General features: G+C 55.6%; 20 protein-coding genes. 12 read left to right on the top strand and 8 right to left on the bottom strand.

Annotated elements, in window-relative coordinates; all coding sequences use genetic code 11:
* The first annotated feature begins 41 nt into the window (after positions 1-41).
* Positions 42-743 carry an SDR family NAD(P)-dependent oxidoreductase gene (locus V9K67_RS12415; RefSeq protein ID WP_336722874.1) on the top strand — a complete coding sequence of 234 codons (702 nt, stop codon included), beginning with the start codon at positions 42-44 and terminating at the stop codon, positions 741-743.
* Positions 744-819: 76 nt separating this feature from the next.
* Here the strand turns inward: V9K67_RS12415 and V9K67_RS12410 are convergent, their stop codons facing one another.
* From V9K67_RS12410 to V9K67_RS12395, 4 genes are read right to left on the bottom strand one after another with little or no spacing between them, the layout of a single operon-like run.
* Positions 820-1,527 carry a response regulator transcription factor gene (locus V9K67_RS12410; RefSeq protein ID WP_336722872.1) on the bottom strand — a complete coding sequence of 236 codons (708 nt, stop codon included), beginning with the start codon at positions 1,525-1,527 and terminating at the stop codon, positions 820-822.
* Positions 1,528-1,547: 20 nt separating this feature from the next.
* Entirely contained in the window at positions 1,548-2,534 is a 987-nt protein-coding gene (locus tag V9K67_RS12405; RefSeq protein ID WP_336722870.1) for a sensor histidine kinase, read from the bottom strand.
* Between the two features lie 3 nt (positions 2,535-2,537).
* Entirely contained in the window at positions 2,538-3,065 is a 528-nt protein-coding gene (locus tag V9K67_RS12400; RefSeq protein ID WP_336722869.1) for a gliding motility lipoprotein GldH, read from the bottom strand.
* A 38-nt stretch (positions 3,066-3,103) separates the two neighbouring features.
* Entirely contained in the window at positions 3,104-3,979 is an 876-nt protein-coding gene (locus V9K67_RS12395) for a YicC/YloC family endoribonuclease (protein ID WP_336722868.1), read from the bottom strand.
* A gap of 410 nt (positions 3,980-4,389) precedes the next feature.
* Between V9K67_RS12395 and V9K67_RS12390 the strand changes: the two genes are divergently transcribed.
* Positions 4,390-5,334 (top strand): UDP-3-O-(3-hydroxymyristoyl)glucosamine N-acyltransferase, encoded by a 945-nt coding sequence (locus V9K67_RS12390; protein ID WP_336722866.1) that lies wholly within the window; start codon positions 4,390-4,392, stop codon positions 5,332-5,334.
* Positions 5,335-5,625: 291 nt separating this feature from the next.
* Here the strand turns inward: V9K67_RS12390 and V9K67_RS12385 are convergent, their stop codons facing one another.
* The gene (locus V9K67_RS12385) at positions 5,626-6,060 is read right to left on the bottom strand and encodes a cytochrome d ubiquinol oxidase subunit II (RefSeq protein ID WP_336722864.1); all 435 of its coding nucleotides are present in this window, start codon (positions 6,058-6,060) and stop codon (positions 5,626-5,628) included.
* Positions 6,061-6,276: 216 nt separating this feature from the next.
* Between V9K67_RS12385 and V9K67_RS12380 the strand changes: the two genes are divergently transcribed.
* Both V9K67_RS12380 and V9K67_RS12375 read left to right on the top strand, forming a co-directional pair.
* Entirely contained in the window at positions 6,277-6,801 is a 525-nt protein-coding gene (locus V9K67_RS12380) for a DUF2911 domain-containing protein (RefSeq protein ID WP_336722862.1), read from the top strand.
* Between the two features lie 10 nt (positions 6,802-6,811).
* Positions 6,812-7,474 (top strand): alpha/beta fold hydrolase, encoded by a 663-nt coding sequence (locus V9K67_RS12375; protein ID WP_336722861.1) that lies wholly within the window; start codon positions 6,812-6,814, stop codon positions 7,472-7,474.
* A gap of 72 nt (positions 7,475-7,546) precedes the next feature.
* Here the strand turns inward: V9K67_RS12375 and dusB are convergent, their stop codons facing one another.
* Positions 7,547-8,584 (bottom strand): tRNA dihydrouridine synthase DusB, encoded by a 1,038-nt coding sequence (gene dusB / locus V9K67_RS12370; protein ID WP_336722860.1) that lies wholly within the window; start codon positions 8,582-8,584, stop codon positions 7,547-7,549.
* A gap of 95 nt (positions 8,585-8,679) precedes the next feature.
* On the opposite strand from dusB, the gene V9K67_RS12365 reads away from it, so the two are divergent.
* From V9K67_RS12365 to V9K67_RS12340, 6 genes are all read left to right on the top strand, one after another.
* On the top strand, positions 8,680-9,639 hold the full coding sequence (locus V9K67_RS12365) for a CPBP family intramembrane glutamic endopeptidase (RefSeq protein WP_336722859.1): 960 nt from the start codon (positions 8,680-8,682) through the stop codon (positions 9,637-9,639).
* Positions 9,640-9,645: 6 nt separating this feature from the next.
* Positions 9,646-10,506, top strand: coding sequence for a phosphatidate cytidylyltransferase (locus V9K67_RS12360; RefSeq protein ID WP_336722857.1), 861 nt, complete (start codon positions 9,646-9,648; stop codon positions 10,504-10,506).
* A gap of 37 nt (positions 10,507-10,543) precedes the next feature.
* A complete protein-coding gene (gene pheS, locus V9K67_RS12355; RefSeq protein ID WP_336722856.1) occupies positions 10,544-11,587 on the top strand; it encodes a phenylalanine--tRNA ligase subunit alpha in 1,044 nt (347 codons plus the stop codon).
* A gap of 103 nt (positions 11,588-11,690) precedes the next feature.
* Entirely contained in the window at positions 11,691-12,038 is a 348-nt protein-coding gene (locus V9K67_RS12350; protein WP_336722855.1) for a hypothetical protein, read from the top strand.
* Positions 12,039-12,109: 71 nt separating this feature from the next.
* On the top strand, positions 12,110-12,487 hold the full coding sequence (gcvH, locus tag V9K67_RS12345; protein WP_336722853.1) for a glycine cleavage system protein GcvH: 378 nt from the start codon (positions 12,110-12,112) through the stop codon (positions 12,485-12,487).
* A gap of 100 nt (positions 12,488-12,587) precedes the next feature.
* The gene (locus tag V9K67_RS12340) at positions 12,588-13,016 is read left to right on the top strand and encodes a VanZ family protein (protein WP_336722852.1); all 429 of its coding nucleotides are present in this window, start codon (positions 12,588-12,590) and stop codon (positions 13,014-13,016) included.
* 386 nt (positions 13,017-13,402) lie between these two features.
* Here the strand turns inward: V9K67_RS12340 and prfA are convergent, their stop codons facing one another.
* Entirely contained in the window at positions 13,403-14,467 is a 1,065-nt protein-coding gene (gene prfA / locus V9K67_RS12335; protein WP_336722851.1) for a peptide chain release factor 1, read from the bottom strand.
* A 135-nt stretch (positions 14,468-14,602) separates the two neighbouring features.
* Here prfA and V9K67_RS12330 point away from each other — a divergent pair, with 135 nt between their 5' ends.
* Positions 14,603-15,718, top strand: a complete 1,116-nt coding sequence (locus tag V9K67_RS12330) for an amidohydrolase family protein (RefSeq protein WP_336722850.1) — start codon at positions 14,603-14,605, stop codon at positions 15,716-15,718.
* Between the two features lie 60 nt (positions 15,719-15,778).
* Here V9K67_RS12330 and V9K67_RS12325 read toward each other — a convergent pair whose 3' ends face one another.
* Complete coding sequence (locus tag V9K67_RS12325; RefSeq protein WP_336722848.1) at positions 15,779-16,525, bottom strand: biotin--[acetyl-CoA-carboxylase] ligase; 747 nt, start codon at positions 16,523-16,525, stop codon at positions 15,779-15,781.
* Positions 16,526-16,632: 107 nt separating this feature from the next.
* Here V9K67_RS12325 and rsfS point away from each other — a divergent pair, with 107 nt between their 5' ends.
* Positions 16,633-17,037 (top strand): ribosome silencing factor, encoded by a 405-nt coding sequence (gene rsfS, locus V9K67_RS12320; protein WP_336722846.1) that lies wholly within the window; start codon positions 16,633-16,635, stop codon positions 17,035-17,037.
* Positions 17,038-17,048: the final 11 nt, after the last annotated feature.

The following is a 17,048-nucleotide window of genomic DNA, read 5'->3' as shown; positions in this document are numbered from 1 at the left end:
TTATTTGTAGATACGAAAACTTCAAAGTTAAAACAAAGGATATGAATGCAGTTATTACCGGCGCCTCCAGGGGCATTGGAAAGGCCGTGGCGCAGGTGTTTGCCCTCCATGGATACAATTTGTACCTCAGCTCGCAAAGCGAGCGCAAGCTGCTCCAGACCGTCGAGGAGCTGACCACCAGGTTCCCGCATATTTCCATCCAGGCCAAGGCCTTCGACCTGGGAAAAAAGCAGCAGGCGCAGTTGTTTGCCGAATGGGTGGCCACCGCTGCCGATACCATCGACGTGCTGGTGAACAATGCCGGCAGCTTTGTGCCGGGCAACGTTTCCGACGAGCCGGACGGCGCCCTGGAAGAAATGCTGGCGGTGAACCTGGGCAGCGCCTACCACATTACCCGGGGACTGTTGCCCAAAATGAAGGAAGCGAAAAACGGGCATATCTTCACGCTTTGTTCCATTGCCTCCCTGCAGGCCTATCCCAACGGGGGCTCGTACAGCATCAGCAAATATGCCTTGCTGGGCTTTACCCACAACCTGCGGCACGAGCTAAAGCCCCACAACATCAAAGTAACGGCGGTGCTCCCCGGCGCCGTCTACACCGATTCGTGGAAGGGCAGCGGCCTGCCCGAGAGCCGCTTCATGGAAGCCGACGATGTGGCCACCCTCATTTATTCCGCCAGCCGCCTCTCTCCCGGCGCTACGGTCGAAGAGATCGTGTTAAGGCCGCAGTTGGGCGATATTTAGTTTACGGGTTTACAAGTTTACGAGTTCCCTGCCGGCGCCAGCAACTCGTAAACTTGTAAACCCGTAAACTCGTAAACTACTCGATGTATTTATACCCCACCCCCCTGACAGAGTGGAAGTGTTTGGGATTGCGGCTGTCCTGTTCGAAGTATTTGCGAAAGTTCAGGATAAAGTTGTCGATGGTGCGGGTGGTGGGGTAGACGTTGTAGCCCCAGACCGATTGGAGGATCTTTTCGCGGGTCACCACCTCGTTCTTGTTCTCGATGAGCAGCTTCAGCAGCATGGCTTCCTTCTTACTCAGCTCGATCTTGCCGCCGGTGGCGGTTTGGGCCACCTGCGCCTTGAAGTTGATGGTATTGCCGCCAAAGCTGTAGGTTTCGCCTACGGTGGATTTGTCCTGCAGGCGTTTGTTCTTATTGATCAATTTCTGCACCCGCAGCATCAGTTCTTCCAGGTCGAAGGGCTTGGTCATGTAGTCATCGGCGCCCTTTTTCAGGCCCAGCACCTTGTCGGCGCTGGTGTTCTTGGCGCTCAGGATCAGGATGGGCACCTCGTTGTTGGTGATGCGGATGTTCTGCGTGACGTTGATGCCGTCGATCTCGGGCAGCATGACGTCGAGGATGATCAGGTCGAAATACTCGTTCTGTACGGCCTTCATGGCCGCCGCCCCGTCATAGGCCGAAGTGACGTCGTAGCCTTCCAGCTCCAGGTTCAGTTTTAAGGCCTCGTGCAGGTTCTCTTCATCTTCCACCAATAATATCGAAGGCTTTGCAGAATGGTCCATGCAATAGAATAGGTTGTTTGTTAAAGGAAAAATGCCACCGTAAAATTACTTCCTTGCGGGAGATTGTCCGTGACCGAGATGTCGCCGCGGTGATAGGCGGCGATCTTTTTACATAAATACAGTCCCAGGCCCGTGCCCTGGGTTTTGCGGGTCTGCTCGCTGCCGATGCGGTAAAACTTCTGGAACACCTTTTTCTTTTCCTCCCCGGCGATGCCCGGGCCTTCGTCGACCACCTGCAGCTGTATGGTGTCGCCGGTACGCGACAGGGTGCACCAGACCGGCGATTGTTTGGGGGTGTACTTGTTGGCGTTCTCCAGCAGGTTGCTCACCAGCAGCTTCAGCAGGATGGCATCGCCCTGGAGCTCGAGGCCCGGTTCGATGCGGGTTACTACCTGGCGGTCGGCATAACGTACCTGGAACTGGTGCACGGTGTCGCCCACCAGGCTGGAAAGGTCCAGCTCTTCTTTCTCGGACTGGTAGCCGCCGGCGTCCAGCTGGGAAAGCACCAGGATGTTGTTGATCAGCGTATCCAGCCGCAAGGTTTCCTGCAGGGTGGACTGCAGCAGCTTTTTCTTTTTTTCTTCGGCCAGCGTATGGCGCAACAGGGTTTCCAGGCTCAGCCGCGTCACCGAGATGGGTGTCTTCAGTTCGTGGGTAATGGCCATCATAAAGTTCTGCTGCTGCAGCTGCAGGCGGAAGTGCCGGCGTACCGACCGGTAGATGAAGAAGGCGCTGATAATGATGAACAGCAGGAAGGTGGCGCCTTCGCCCACATATTTGGCGGTGGCCCATTTTTTCTCGTTCTGGATGGTGCGGAGCTTTTCGCGGAAAGCGGCCGTATGATGGTTGGCGGTGCTTTTATACAGGAGTTCTTCTTTCAGCTGGTGCAGGGCGGCATTCTGGTGCAGCAGCATGATGGCCCACCATACCAGGGCCACGATAATGTACAACAGCAGGATCCAGTACAGGAAGGTGGTGATCCGTAAGCGGGCGCGGGCGTCGGCCATGGGCTAGGGTTGTTTTTTTTCCAGGCGCAGGCCTACATTCATGGCGTTGGCCAGCGGGTCTTCGCGCATGATGTGCTCGATGGTGAAGGTGTACAGGCCCGGTTGGCGGAAGTAAAATTTTTGTGTTGCCGGGGTGAGGGCCACCCGGTGCTCGTACAGGTCGTCGAGGCCCGAGCCCAGCCAGCCCTTTTCGTTGGTGGCCAGCGGTATCTCGTACTGCACTTTGGCCGGGGCCTTGCTGCCCGGCGTCTGGGTATAAATGTTCAGCCAGAGGTTGTTGTAATTGTACCGGTCGTTGTGCCGGAAGATCAGGAACAGCTGGTAGGGGGCGGCGGTGTCTTTGATCTCGAACTGGAACCGGGGCCGGTAGCTGCTTTTCCATTGGTAAGCCGGGATGGTGTCCACTTTTTCATACAGGTCGATGCGGGAGCAGGAGATAGAGATCAGCACAAAGAAAAGGGCCAGCAGGAGGCCTGCGGCGGGCGGCCGCAGGCCTATAGGGGCCGGGGTTTGGGGAAAAAGGGATAACATGCCGCAAAGTTGGGGTTTCCGCACCAAGTTACCAATCCTTAAAGCACGTTCAGCACCTGTTCCTTGGCTTTTTCCAGCTCGTCTTTCATCAGCACCACGCACCGCTGGATGGAAGCATCGTAGGCCTTGGCGCCGGTGGTATTGATTTCGCGGCCGATCTCCTGCAGGATGAACGACAGCTTTTTGCCCTTGCCCTCTTCCTCATCGTTCAGTACGGTAGTGAAGTAGTCGCAGTGATTTTTCAGGCGCACCTGTTCTTCGCTGATGTCGATCTTTTCGATGTAATAGATCAACTCCTGCTCCAGGCGGTTGCCGTCGTAGTTTTCCTTGCCTACGTTTTCTTCCAGCAGGCGGGTGATGCCTTCGCGGATCTTCTGCTGGCGCAGGGGCTCCAGGCGGCTGACCTCTTCCTGTTGTTTCAGGATGTTCTGGATGCGCAGCCGCAGGTCGTTGTGCAGCGACTGGCCTTCGTCCCTGCGGTGGGCGTTCAGGTCGTCGGTGGCGGCGGTGAGCACCTGCTGGAACTGGCCCCATTCCTCATCGGTTAACGTGTCGCTGGTAGGGGTGATCACCTCCGGCAGCTTGATGAGGGTGCTGAGGATGGAAGACGTATCCAGGCCCAGTTCGGCGGAAAGGTCGGCCAGCGGCTTGTAGTAGGCGCGGGCCAGGTCGGTATTGATGGAAACCGGTTTGGCGCTGCCGGTTTCTTTCAGGCTGATGGTGCAGTCGACCGAGCCGCGGCCCAGGCGTTCCGACAGCAGCTTGCGAATTTCGAATTCAAAGGGCTTCAGGAAGGCCGGCATTTTCAGCTGGAGTTCAAACTGTTTGCCGTTCAGCGATTTAATATCGATCAAAAATGTCTTGTCTCCTACCACTTGCTCTGCTCGTCCGAATCCCGTCATTGATTTCAGCATGTATGTACTTTTTGATGAAGGTAAAGTTATTGGAAATTGTACTTAAAAACCCGTCGGGGAAGCACCCCATCGTGACAAATAAAAAAGCCCCGCGATCGCGAGGCTATTATGTAGATGGGTTAGTAAGTACAGGAAAAGAATTTCCTGACACAATATTAAAAAGATTTTTTGCGAACTAAAAAAAAATCAACCAGTTTTTATGCACATTTTTTTGAAAGGGATTGTGGATGGCGTTTCTATCTGTACAAATACCTGTTGCTCCTGCCCGCGACGGTGCATTCCTGCACCGCGGCATAGCCGTAAAGAGCCTCTGGCAACAAGGGTTTCAGGGCGTGCATGCAGGCGTTTTCTTTTTGCCGTCATTCATGCAACAACCTGTTGCGCCGCTTACCTTTGCCCAAAATCTTTTTATGCGCTTTGAACGTCCTGTGCCTCTAACAGAAATAGCACAACTGATAGGAGCGGAAGTCATCGGCGAAGCCGAGGGCGCTGCTACCGGCATCAACGAAATACATAAAGTGGAAGAAGGCGACCTGGTGTTTGTGGACCATCCCAAGTACTATCAAACCTGCATCCGGTCGGCCGCTACCTATATCATCATCAACCAGAAGACCGACTTTCCTCCGCATAAAGCTCTGCTGCTTGTAGCGCAGCCCTTTGAAGCCTACCAGAAGATCGTACAGCACTTCCGTCCCTTCCAGCCGCTGCAGGGGGTACGGAGCGAATCGGCGGTGATCGGCGCGGACACCACCATTATGCCGGGTGCGGTTATTGGCAACAGTGTGCGCATCGGCAGCAACTGCGTCATTTATCCCAACGTGGTCATCATGGACCATTGCATCATCGGCGACAACGTGATCATACAGGCCGGTACCGTCATCGGCAGCGACGCGTTTTACTACAATAAAAAAACCAACCGGGACATCCACTACAAGAAGATGCTGAGCTGTGGCCGCGTGGTCATCGAAGACAGCGTGGAGATCGGCGCCAACTGCTCCATCGACCGGGGCGTGAGCGGCGATACCGTCATCGGCGCCGGCACCAAGATGGATAACCTGGTACATATCGGCCACGATACCGTGGTGGGCAAAAACTGCCTGTTTGCGGCGCAGGTGGGTATTGCCGGCGCTACCACCATCGAAGACAACGTGATCCTGTGGGGACAGGTGGGCGTCAGCAAAACGCTGACCATCGGCAAAGGCGCCGAAGTATATGCCCAGAGCGGCGTGCCGGCCAGCCTCGAGGGCGGCAAAAAATATTTCGGCTCGCCTGTCGAAGACGCCCTGCACAAAAAGAAAGAATTCATCTGGATCAAACGCATCCCCGAACTGTGGGACCGGGTAATGGGCAAGTAGGAATTCGTTAATTGGTTAATTGGGAATTGGGGCGGTAGTGTCCATTGAAAAAAGCCCGGAAGTGGAATCGCGGTTAGCGATTTCCTTCCGGGCTTTTTCGTGTTGAAACATTAAGGTAAAGGGTGAAGGATCGTTGCGGAATAATGGTGCGGATTCAAAGGGCAGGAAGAAGAAAAAGGGAGGAGGGTACGGGAAAATTTTGTTTGGTGCCGGCAAGGCATGCCTATGCAGGGTTAGTGAGCGCAGCAGGCGAACATATAAGGCAGATCGCTATGTGTGCCGGCGCAGCGGTTATTCTATGGCCGTGGAATAGGTGTGCAGGCTTTTTTTCTGCCACAGGTGGGAAAGGCTGATCAGCATCCAGCCGATCCAGAAAAGATACCCGCCGAGGTGGAAGCTTCCCCCCAGGAGGCGGTGCGACAGGTGGTGGCGGAAATCGTAGTAGGTGAAATACAGGCCGGCGCCGGCAGCCATCAGCGCCGCCACGTGCAGGGTACGGGAGAGGTTCTCGCCCAGCAGCCGGTGCACCAGGCGGTGCAGCCCCCACAGCGCCAGCCAGACCGCAAAGACGGCCAGGGCTGCCTGCCACCATACGTTTAGAAAATGATATTGCCGGAAAAACAGGGTGATGCCCGTTCGGCCTGCCAAGGAAGCGTGGGAAAAAAGAATTCCGGCAATAGCCGAAAGGATGGCCAGCACGATGAGGATAAATGCCGTTCGTTTCATATGACGTTTAATTTACTTCTTTAAGATAAGCGAAAAGTTTAAATTAAAACCGGATTCTGCAGGAAGTAAAAGAAGTTTAATGATCTTCTAATTATGCACTAATAGCGGGAATCCCCGGTATCCAATCGTTTCGTCACCAGAAGGAACGGTTTTGTATCCCGTAATCTTTGTATTATTGAGGCCGGACATATTTACTGATCACCTAAAAAAATTTCAATGAAAAAGTCGGTTGTGGTTTCCTGTTTTATGTTATTATTCATGGGATTGTTTTGTTCGGTGGCTGCATGGGCGCAGTCTGCGCCCAAGCCACCTGCCAGCCCGGCTGATTCGGTTTCGGGCACTTTTGGAGAAGCCAAAGTAACGATCCGCTACAGCAGTCCTTCGGTAAAAGGGCGCAAGGTCTGGGGCGAGCTGGTGCCTTACGGCAAGGTATGGCGGGCCGGGGCCAACGAGGCCACTACCATTACCGTCAGCGAAGGGGTGGCGGTAGAGGGAAATCCGCTGCCGGCCGGCACGTATGCCCTGTTCGCGCTGCCCACGGAAAAGGAGTGGACCATTATTTTCAACACGGAAGCCAAGCAGTGGGGCGCCTTCAAATACGACGAGAAAAAGGATGCCCTGCGGGTGACCGTGAGCCCGAGGCCCGCGCCTTCATTCAGCGAGCGGCTGGTGTACCTGGTAGATAAGGATGGGATTGTTTTGCGCTGGGAAAACCTGGAAGTGCCGGTGAAGATCCGGTAATGCACCTGCTATGCATCCGCACCTGAACCTTTATTTTATCAGCGGCCTGGGGGTGGACCGGCGGGCCTTCCAGCGGCTGGAGGTACCGTCCTGCTGCACCGTGCACCATATTGCCTGGATCCGGCCACTGCCGGGAGAGCCCATAGGCGCCTATGCGCGGCGCCTGTCGGCCGCCATCGACCCGTCGCAGCCCTTTGTGCTGATCGGCATGTCGTTCGGCGGCATGATGGCCGTAGAGCTGAACCGGTTCGTGCAGCCCCGCCAGACCATTCTTATTTCCAGTGCGGCTACGAAAAACCACCTGCCGCCTTATTTCCGGCTGGCGGGGCGGCTGGGCCTGCACAAACTGGTGCCTCCCGGCCTTTTCCGGCGCCCCAACGGGATGTTTCACTGGCTGTTCGGCGTGCATACCCCGGAAGAAAAAAAGCTGTTTAAAGACCTGATCGCCGATGCCGACCTGCCGACGGTGCGCTGGTCGGTGAACGCGGTGGTCAACTGGGAAAACACGCAAGTGCCGCCCAACCTGGTGCATATTTCGGGTGCGGCCGACCGGCTGCTGCCCCCGCATTGGGCACGGCCCGATATCGCCGTAGCGGGCGGCGGCCATTTGATGGTTTTCAGTAAGGCGAAGGAGATTTCCCGGATAATGGCAGAAATAATAAAGGGTTTGTAGTGGGTGCCGCCCACAAAGAACGCCCCAGCTACAAACCCAACTCGTAAACCCGTAAACTCGTAAACGCGTAAACTACTCGGCGCATCCGCACGCCATCGCTTCCATATTCACCTTCCGTGCGGGAAATTCGTAGCCGTCGTATTGTTTTTCCACTTCGTTCAGCACCTCGTCGATCTCTGCCACTTCGGACAGGGTCACCAGCTTCAGGCGGTATTCCTTGATGTTGGGCAGGCCCCGGAGGTAATTGGTATAATGGCGGCGCATTTCGTTGATGCCGGGCTTTTGGCCCTTCCACTCCACCGAGCGGTGCAGGTGCTGGCGGATCACTTCCACCCGTTGCTGGATGGTAGGAGGGGGCAGCTCTTCGCCGGTTTGCACGAAATGCTTGATCTCGTTAAAGATCCAGGGGTAACCGATAGCGGCCCGGCCGATCATGATGCCGTCCACGCCGTAGCGGTTCTTGTATTCCACGGCCTTTTGCGGGGAGTCGATGTCGCCGTTGCCGAAAATGGGGATTTGGATGCGGGGATTTTCCTTTACCGCGGCAATGGGGTTCCAGTCGGCAAAGCCTTTATAGAGCTGGCAGCGGGTGCGGCCATGGATGGAGAGGGCCTTGATGCCCACGTCCTGCAGGCGCTCGGCCACCTCGCCGATGTTGATGTTGTCGTGGTCCCAGCCCAGGCGGGTTTTGACCGTTACCGGCAGGGAGGTGGCGTTGACCACCGCCTTGGTCAGGCGCACCATCATGTCCACATCCTTGAGCACAGCGGCGCCGGCGCCCTTGGTCACCACTTTTTTTACCGGGCAGCCGAAGTTGATGTCCACCAGGTCGGGCTGGGTGGCGTCCACGATGCGGGCCGCCAGGGCCATGGCCTCTTCGTCGCCGCCGAAGATCTGGATGCCGATGGGGCGTTCGCTGTCGAAGATGTCCAGTTTCTGGCGGCTTTTGATGGCGTCGCGGATCAGGCCCTCGCTGCTGATGAATTCGGTGTACATCAGGTCGGCGCCATTGGTTTTACAAACGGCGCGGAAGGGCGGATCGCTCACATCTTCCATGGGCGCCAGCAAAAGCGGGAAGGAAGGCAGTTGGATGTTGTCTATTTTTACCATGACGGGAGAAAACCGGCCTGCTTTAAAAAGCGGTGTTCACTGGGAGCTTATCTTGCAGCCGAATTGCAAAAATACAATTCGCAAACCGAGCAGATATGCAATCTTATCTTAAAACAAGGCCGGTCTGGATCCAGTTGCTGGTGTTCCTGGGACTGGCGTTTGGCTGCATGATGGTCATTTCGGTCATTGCCGCCACGGTGCTCAGTAGCCTTACGGGCATCAGCCTGACGGACCTGCAGGACGTGTCGAACTGGGATGTGCGCCATCCCGGCCTGCTGTTTTATATCCGGGGCATGCTGCTGGCCCAGTTCCTGGGCCTTTTTGTGATCCCCTGCCTGTTGTTCGCCTATTATTCCGATCCGCAGCCCCTGGACTACCTGGGCGTGCGCCCACCCACCCACAACAGCTACTGGGTGCTGGGCATCGCCATCATGATCCTGGCCGTGCCCCTGGTGGAGTACCTGGGCCTGCTCAACCACCGCATCGACTTCGGCAAGGACCTGCACGACTGGATCCAGGCAAAGGAAAAGGAAGCCATGACGCAGATCGAAGTGATGATTACCCGCCCCAGCCTCAGGGACCTGCTCCTGAACCTGGTGTTCATTGCGCTGTTTGCCGGCATCGGCGAGGAGCTGCTGTTCCGGGGCGTGCTGCAACGGCTGTTCATCCGGGCCTTCCGCAGCCCCTGGGCCGGCATCCTGGTCACCGCCTTTCTCTTTTCCGCCATCCACATGCAGTTCCTCGGCTTTCTGCCCCGCTTTTTCCTGGGCATCCTGCTGGGCGCCATTTACTGGTACAGCGGCAGCCTGCTGGCCGCCATGGCCGCCCACTTCGTGTACGACGGCTTTTTTATCGTGCTGGCCTACCGCAACCCCGACCTGGTGAAGAAATCGGATGCCACCCTGTTCGACCCATCCACCCTGGTGTTTTTTGCCCTGGGCAGCGCCTTGGCCGTAGCCGCCGCTTTGTGGCTGATGAAAAAGAAATCGCAAACCACCTACGCTCGGGTGTACCAGAACGACGACACCCCTTCCCGGCACAATTTTACCTTCTGACGACTTATGGCTTTTAACTGGCAGACATTTCGAACGCGGGCACTGACCTCGGTGGTATTCGTAGGGGTGATGATGGGAGGATTGCTCTGGGACCGCTGGTCCTACTTTATCTTGTTTTCGGTGGTGCACTTCGGCTGCTGGTGGGAGTACCAGAAGCTGGTAGGCCTTTTCGATCCCGATTACCGCGACATCATCCCGGCGCACCGCTACGGCATTATGTTCGCCGGCTGGCTGATACTGGTGTACTTTACCAATGCCGAACTGGTGGTGGGCGGCGTGCACATCAACCATGTGGGCTTCTGGCTGGGGCTGGCGCTATGCTTTATCCTGCCGGTCATTATCCTGTTCCAGTCGCGGCGGTTTTTCCTGAAGAATATCGGCTATTCCGTTTTCGGCCTCCTGTATATTTCCCTGAGCCTCGGCTTCATGGTGGACCTGCGCAACCACTGGTCGGAAGACAATTACCAGCTGAACCTCACCCTGCCCCTGCTGATCATCTTTACGCTCTGGCTGAGCGACACGGGCGCTTACCTGGTAGGCTCGCTGATCGGCCGGACGCCCTTTTCGCCCATCTCGCCCAAGAAAACCTGGGAGGGCACCATCGGCGGCATTGTGCTGGCCATTGCGATCATGAGCCTGGCGGCCCACCTCACCCAGCGCCTGCCCGTGGTGCATGCGGCCGTCATCGCCGCCCTGGCCAGCATTTCCGGCACCTACGGCGACCTGTTCGAGAGCAAGCTGAAACGGATGGCGGGCGTCAAGGACAGCGGCCGGATCATGCCCGGCCACGGCGGTTTCCTCGACCGCTTCGACTCCCTGCTGTTCGCCTCCATGCTCGTCTGGTTCTACGTGGAGCTGTTTATGTAGGCGGAGGCCGTGGGGCTTCTTTACTTATCTTTGCGGCATGGAAGAACTGTTACAGCAAATTGACGCTTACCGTAAAGAAATTGAATCGTTTGAGATCGCCTCGGCGCCGCAGCTGGAGGAGTACCGGATCAAGTACCTGGGAACAAAAGGCCTGGTAAAAAGCCTTTTCGGGGAAATGAGGAACGTGCCGGCCGACCGGAAGAAGGAATTCGGCCAGGTGCTGAACGAGTTCAAGCAGTTTGCTGAAGCCAAATACGAACAGGCTAAAGAAAGCGCCAACGGCAGCTCCGGCGCTGCGGAAAGCGCCCTGGACCTGTCGCTTCCCGGCGACGGCCTGGCGGTAGGCTCGCACCACCCCATCAACCTTGTCCGCAAACGCATCATCGATATTTTCCACCGCCTGGGCTTTGCCGTGGCCGACGGCCCCGAGATCGAGGACGACTGGCACAACTTTACCGCCCTCAACATGCCGGAAAACCACCCGGCCCGCGACATGCAGGATACGTTCTACCTTAGTCATCCCGCCGGCGGTGGTGGCGACTGGCTGCTGCGCACCCACACCAGCAACGTGCAGACCCGCGAAATGGAAAAGCGCAAGCCGCCGATCCGCATTATCTGCCCTGGCCGCGTGTACCGCAACGAGACTATCTCGGCCCGCGCCCACTGCTTCTTCCACCAGGTGGAAGGCCTCTACATCGACGAGCACGTAAGCTTCGCCGACCTGAAACAAACCCTTTACTTCTTTGTCCGCGAGCTGTTCGGCCAGGACGTGAAGGTGCGCTTCCGCCCTTCGTATTTCCCCTTTACCGAGCCCAGCGCCGAAATGGACATCAGCTGCCTGATCTGCAACGGCAACGGCTGCCGCGTGTGCAAGCATACCGGCTGGGTAGAAATCCTGGGTTGCGGCATGGTGCACCCCAAAGTGCTGGAAAACTGTGGCATCGACCCCAATAAGTACACCGGCTACGCCTTCGGCATGGGTATCGAGCGCATCACCATGCTGCTCTACCAGATCAACGACCTGCGCCTGTTCAGTGAAAACGACGTCCGCTTTCTCCGACAGTTTACAGGTGCGTTATAGGAGAAGTTTACAAGTTTACGAGTTTACAAGTTTACAAGTTCCTGACGGGCGCCAGCGACTCGTAAACTTGTAAACTTGTAAACTCGTAAACTATCTTTGTCGCATGACAAATAGCGACGATCTGCAAGTACGGTGGTGGAAGCTGGAAGAAAAGCTGCTGGAACGCTTTGGTAAAAAGCCCGATGTGGAGTCCGTTCTTTTCCTGATCGGCGTCCAGGAGCTGGGCGACATCCGGAAAAAATTCTCCAAGGAACAAAAGCAGGACCTGATGCACATCGCCATCTGCACAGTTCTTTCCTCGAGCGGTTATTACGAGCTGGCGCACGTGGATGAAGACGGCTGGCCGCACTTCCGCCAACTCAAACCCATGCCCGAACTCAATCCGTTCGAGCAGGAAACGTTCCTTAAGGACCATATCCTGCTGTATTTCCAGAACCAGGGCTTTTTGTAGGTCCGGGAAGGGAAGAAAGGGCTCCGGGAACTAGTGAACTTACATTAATATTGCAACACAAATTATTACTTATGAATTTTCCTGAAACGCTTAAGTATACAAAAGATCATGAGTGGATTCGCATCGACGGCGATGAGGCGGTAATAGGCATCACCGATTTTGCCCAGCATGAGCTGGGAGATATCGTGTACGTGGATATTGAAACCGTGGGACAGGAAATGGAAGCCGGCAGCGTGTTTGGCACCGTGGAAGCCGTGAAGACTGTCAGCGACTTGTACCTGCCCGTTAGCGGTACCATCCTCGAAGTAAACCCCGGTCTGAATGACAGCCCCGAGAAGATCAACAGCGATCCTTACGGTGATGGCTGGATGATCCGGATGAAAGTAAAAAGCACCGCCCACCTGGAAGAGCTGCTGACCTCCAAGGCCTATGAGGAGCTCGTAGCCTAAGTGGTTGCGGACGGGCTGGTTCTTTCTTTTCCCGTTTCCTTAATATTTTTTCGCCCGGCCCTTGGGTGCGGCCGGGCGCTTTTCAAATTTGCGGGGCCTTATGGCCCTTTTTTGTTTTACCGAACTGATCAAAGTGGAAAAACGCTATCGATTTTTTTTGGCCGGCGCCTGGCTGCTGGCCGCTACGGTGCTGTTTGTACTTCCGGGCTCGACCCTGCCGAAAATCCGGTTATTGTTGGGGCTGCCAGTGGACAAAATTGTGCATGTGGGTATTTTTTGGGGATTGCTTTACCTATGGAGTAGTGCCTTGCACATTTATACGCTTCGGGCCGGTAGCCTGTTGCTGCTGGTGGCCATGGCCTATGGGTTATTGATAGAGGTGGTGCAGCACCTGTTTATTCCCTTCCGTACGTTCAGCGGGGAGGACCTGGTGGCGGATGGGGCGGGCGCAGTCGTGGGATTGCTTTGCTGGAGTGTGTATGGGGCCCGGAGGGCACGGGCATGGGTAGAAAAAAATAGACCCCTGTAGAAACAGGGGTCGCAACCAAAACTAACTGCTTATGAGAAAATTGACTGCTTTATAAGATGCATTTATAAAGCAAATATCTTGCCAATATATTTATAGGAGTCAAAAACTACCTTTGGGATTATTTTTATTTAAGAGCTTTTAAAACGTTTGTCTCGTTTCCATATACACTGAAAAAACTGTGCCAGAAATTTCGCTACGCGCTCAAAAAGAAAATAAAAAAAAGAACTAGCTGGAATTTTTCCGGAAATCACCGGTGACGCATTGGTAATCAATGTTGTTCGTCAATTGTATCAGAGTAAAAATAGTACTCTTGAAATGATTTCCTTGTCAAAGATTAGTAATTATTGGGACATTCAGGGTTTCCTTTATGCCCTTCTAATCCATTTTTAATTCTGGCGGGTCATCTTTTCGGCGTTCTCTGCAAACTGCAGGGCGTCGATCAGTTCCTGTACGCTGCCGTTCAGCACCTCCTGCAGGTTGTACAGGGTAAGGCCGATGCGGTGGTCGGTTACCCGGCCCTGCGGGAAGTTGTAGGTGCGGATTTTGGCGCTGCGGTCGCCGGAGCTCACCAGGCTTTTGCGGTGCCGGGAGATTTCTTCTTCCTGCTTACGCACCTGCTCTTCGTACAGCTTGGTCCGCATCATCTGCATGGCCTTTTCACGGTTGCCCAGCTGCGTCCGTTCGGTCTGGCACACCACCACGGTACCCGTGGGCAAGTGGGTCAGCAACACCTTTGTTTCCACTTTGTTTACGTTCTGTCCGCCGGCGCCCCCGCTTCGGGCGGTTTCCATCTTCACGTCGCTTTCCTTCAGCTCGAAATCCACTTCCTCGGCTTCGGGCATCACCGCTACCGTGGCAGCGCTGGTATGCACCCGGCCGCTGGCTTCGGTATCCGGCACACGTTGTACCCGGTGAACCCCGCTTTCAAATTTCAGGGTGCCGTATACGTCGTCGCCCACCACCTCGATCTGGGCTTCCTTGTAACCGCCTGCCGCACCTTCGTTCTCGCTGAGGATAGCCGTTTTCCAGCCCCTGTGTTCGCAATAGCGCAGGTACATCCGCACCAGGTCGCCGGCAAACAGGCTGGCCTCGTCGCCACCGGTACCGGCCCTGATTTCGATAATGGCGTTCTTGTCGTCCTGGGGATCCTTGGGGATCAGCATCTGGCGGATGCTGCTTTCCAGCTTTTCTCTGGATTCTTCGATGCCGGGCAATTCCAGTTTGGCCAGTTCCCTCAGCTCCTCGTCGTTGCCGCTTAAAGCCTCCTTGTAAAAGTCCACATCATCCAGTATCTTCCGGTAGTCCTCGTACGCCTTTACAATCTTTTCCAGACTGCGGTATTCCTTACTTAGCTGGCCGAATTTTTTATTATCGGCAATGATCTCGGGATTGGTTAAGGCAACACCAATCTCGTCAAAACGGGCTTTTATGGCTTCTAACTTGTCGAGCATTGTAAAAATTGGGAGGCAAAATTACAAAGAGACCAGCGAATAAGAACGTTAATACTAATTTTAAGCCTTATGGGATATCGAAAATTTTTAGCCGGACATCTTTTTGACGGCCGATCTTTTTTAAAAGAGGACACTGTGCTCATCACCGACGAAGGGGGCACCGTACTGGACTGCGTCGCCCGGGAAGCGGCCGGCGACGGCATCGAGCCCCTGCAGGGCATCCTGGCGCCCGGCCTGGTCAACTGCCACTGCCACCTCGAGCTCAGTCATATGAAGGACGTGCTTCCGCGGCATACCGGCCTGGTCGATTTCCTCATCGGCGTCGTCACCCGCCGCGAGGCGCAACGCCCGGAAGTGATCCGGGAGCGGATCGCGGCCGCGGAAAAAGAAATGGCCGAAGCCGGCACCGTCGGGGTGGTGGATATCTGCAATACCGACCATGCCCTGGCCGTCAAGGCGCAAAGTGCCCTGAAATGGCACAGCCTGGTAGAGGTGCTGAACCTGTTCGACCACACCCTGCCCGAAAAGCTCCGGCACTACCAGGCCATCCTCGACAGCTACCAGGCCCAGGAGGCAACGGCTTCCCTGACGCCCCATGCACCTTATTCCATCAGCATGGCCACCTATGCCGCCCTCGACGCCCGCACGGCCGGCGGCATCATTGCCATCCACAACCAGGAAACGGAGGCGGAGAACGAGCTGTTCCGCACCGGCACCGGCGACTTCCTGCGGCTGTTTGCCGCCCTGGGCCTGAAGCACGTGCCTTTTGCCGCCAGCGGCAAGACCAGCCTGCAAACCTACCTGCCTTATATTACCGGCGGGCAGACCCTGCTGCTGGTACACAATACCTACACCACCACCGAAGACCTGCTGTTTGCCCGCGCCCATGCGCAAAAGCACGGCCTGCGCCTGGTGTATTGCCTGTGCCCGAATGCCAATCGCTATATTGAAAACAAGCTGCCGCCCGTGGAGCTGCTGGTAGAGCAGGGCGCGGAGATCGTGCTGGGCACCGACAGCTACAGCAGCAACCAACAACTGAGCATCGCGGCCGAAGTGGCGACCCTGCAACAGCATTTTCCCCACCTTCCCCTTGAAACCCTGCTGCAATGGGCTACCTCCAACGGCGCCTCCGCCCTGGGCTGGGGGGAGCTGGGCGCCTTTCGCAAAGGCACCCGTCCCGGCATCGTCCTGCTCGATACGGTCAGCGGCAGCGATAAACGGCTGACCGGAACTTCGAAAAGAATCCTCTGAGGAGTTTACGGGTTTACGAGTTCCTTACGGGCGCAAGCCAACTCGTAAACCCGTAAACTTTCAAAGAATCCACTCTATCTCTCCCACAGCGAACCGTTCTTCTAAAGCGTGTTGTACGACGAGCTGGCCGTCGTCGGTGACGTCCTTTATGCTGGCGTCGAACACCCGTTCGCCCTGCTTCAGGCGGACCGGCTGGTAGCGCCTGAACAGGTGGGAGCGGTAGTGGTCGGCAATGGTATCGGGCTGGGAGCGGAGCTGGTCCAAGGCGCTTTCCAGGTCCCCGAGGAGTTCTTTGGCCAGGGAAAGCGGGTCGTGGGTGCTGCCGGTGATCTGCTTGAGGGAAACGGCTTTGCGGTCCATCGGAGGAAAGTCGGTCTGGTTGAGGTTCAGGCCGATGCCGATGATGGCATATTTCCACTCGCTTCCCTGCAGCACGTTCTCGATCAGGATGCCGCCTGCCTTTCTGTCACGCCAGTACAGGTCGTTGGGCCATTTGATGCGGGTTTCGTCGCCGGCATAGCGGCTGAAAAAGCGGTGCACGGCGGTGGCTACCGCCATGCTGAGGAGAAACAATTTGCTAATATTTAAGGCAAAAGGAGTGATAATTACGCTTAAAGTTATATTTTCATTCCGGGTGGAAACCCACTGTTTCCCCCGCTGACCTTTTCCCTTTCTTTGTTCATGGGCAAACACGGCTGTTCCGTGCTGTGCCAGTCCTTCATGCACCAGTGCCATGGCATAGTTGTTGGTGCTGTCCACTGAGTGTAGCTCTATAAAGATGGAGCCGAGGGGATTTGCCGGAACCATTTAAGATATAAATTTGGGCAAAGAAACAAACGAAATCAATTCCTTCCCGTTGCGGCCCAGGCTGCACCGACAGAAACAACCATAATTCTATCATTAAATATTTTTATTTGGAACCATTAGAAGTATTGACCAACCGAAAGAAGAAGAGCGTTGCCCGGTTAACCCGCAACTCTAAGATTCTGAAAACCATTATCAAAGCCATCCAGGACAAAAAAGGAGAACGGATCGTATCGCTGGATCTCCGCAAAATAAACGAGGCCGTAGCCGACTTTTTTATCGTCTGTGAAGCCAACAACCAACCCCAGATCCGCGCCATCGCCGACCAGGTAGAGGATGAAGTACGAAAGCTGTGCAAGGAGAGCCCCTATCACCACGAGGGCAAGCAGGCCTTGCAATGGGTATTGATCGATTACGTGAACGTAGTCGTACACGTCATGATGCCCGAAAGCCGGAAATTTTACAAGCTGGAAGAGATGTGGAGCGACGCGGTCCTGGAAGAACATAACGGCTAGTGCGTTATTTC

Source organism: Huijunlia imazamoxiresistens (assembly GCF_037132455.1).
GTDB classification, from domain to species: domain Bacteria; phylum Bacteroidota; class Bacteroidia; order Chitinophagales; family Chitinophagaceae; genus Flavisolibacter; species Flavisolibacter imazamoxiresistens.
This window is presented reverse-complemented; position numbering and strand designations above follow the sequence as displayed.

Coding starts and splice junctions, on each gene's coding strand:
- V9K67_RS12380 (WP_336722862.1), top strand. CDS start 6,277: ATGAAAAAGTCGGTTGTGGTTTCCTGTTTTATGTTATTATTCATGGGA.
- V9K67_RS12395 (WP_336722868.1), bottom strand. CDS start 3,979: ATGCTGAAATCAATGACGGGATTCGGACGAGCAGAGCAAGTGGTAGGA.
- V9K67_RS12405 (WP_336722870.1), bottom strand. CDS start 2,534: ATGGCCGACGCCCGCGCCCGCTTACGGATCACCACCTTCCTGTACTGG.
- prfA (WP_336722851.1), bottom strand. CDS start 14,467: ATGCTCGACAAGTTAGAAGCCATAAAAGCCCGTTTTGACGAGATTGGT.
- V9K67_RS12390 (WP_336722866.1), top strand. CDS start 4,390: ATGCGCTTTGAACGTCCTGTGCCTCTAACAGAAATAGCACAACTGATA.
- V9K67_RS12385 (WP_336722864.1), bottom strand. CDS start 6,060: ATGAAACGAACGGCATTTATCCTCATCGTGCTGGCCATCCTTTCGGCT.
- V9K67_RS12350 (WP_336722855.1), top strand. CDS start 11,691: ATGACAAATAGCGACGATCTGCAAGTACGGTGGTGGAAGCTGGAAGAA.
- V9K67_RS12360 (WP_336722857.1), top strand. CDS start 9,646: ATGGCTTTTAACTGGCAGACATTTCGAACGCGGGCACTGACCTCGGTG.
- V9K67_RS12375 (WP_336722861.1), top strand. CDS start 6,812: ATGCATCCGCACCTGAACCTTTATTTTATCAGCGGCCTGGGGGTGGAC.
- V9K67_RS12340 (WP_336722852.1), top strand. CDS start 12,588: ATGGCCCTTTTTTGTTTTACCGAACTGATCAAAGTGGAAAAACGCTAT.
- V9K67_RS12325 (WP_336722848.1), bottom strand. CDS start 16,525: ATGGTTCCGGCAAATCCCCTCGGCTCCATCTTTATAGAGCTACACTCA.
- V9K67_RS12365 (WP_336722859.1), top strand. CDS start 8,680: ATGCAATCTTATCTTAAAACAAGGCCGGTCTGGATCCAGTTGCTGGTG.
- pheS (WP_336722856.1), top strand. CDS start 10,544: ATGGAAGAACTGTTACAGCAAATTGACGCTTACCGTAAAGAAATTGAA.
- V9K67_RS12415 (WP_336722874.1), top strand. CDS start 42: ATGAATGCAGTTATTACCGGCGCCTCCAGGGGCATTGGAAAGGCCGTG.
- V9K67_RS12400 (WP_336722869.1), bottom strand. CDS start 3,065: ATGTTATCCCTTTTTCCCCAAACCCCGGCCCCTATAGGCCTGCGGCCG.
- V9K67_RS12410 (WP_336722872.1), bottom strand. CDS start 1,527: ATGGACCATTCTGCAAAGCCTTCGATATTATTGGTGGAAGATGAAGAG.
- gcvH (WP_336722853.1), top strand. CDS start 12,110: ATGAATTTTCCTGAAACGCTTAAGTATACAAAAGATCATGAGTGGATT.
- dusB (WP_336722860.1), bottom strand. CDS start 8,584: ATGGTAAAAATAGACAACATCCAACTGCCTTCCTTCCCGCTTTTGCTG.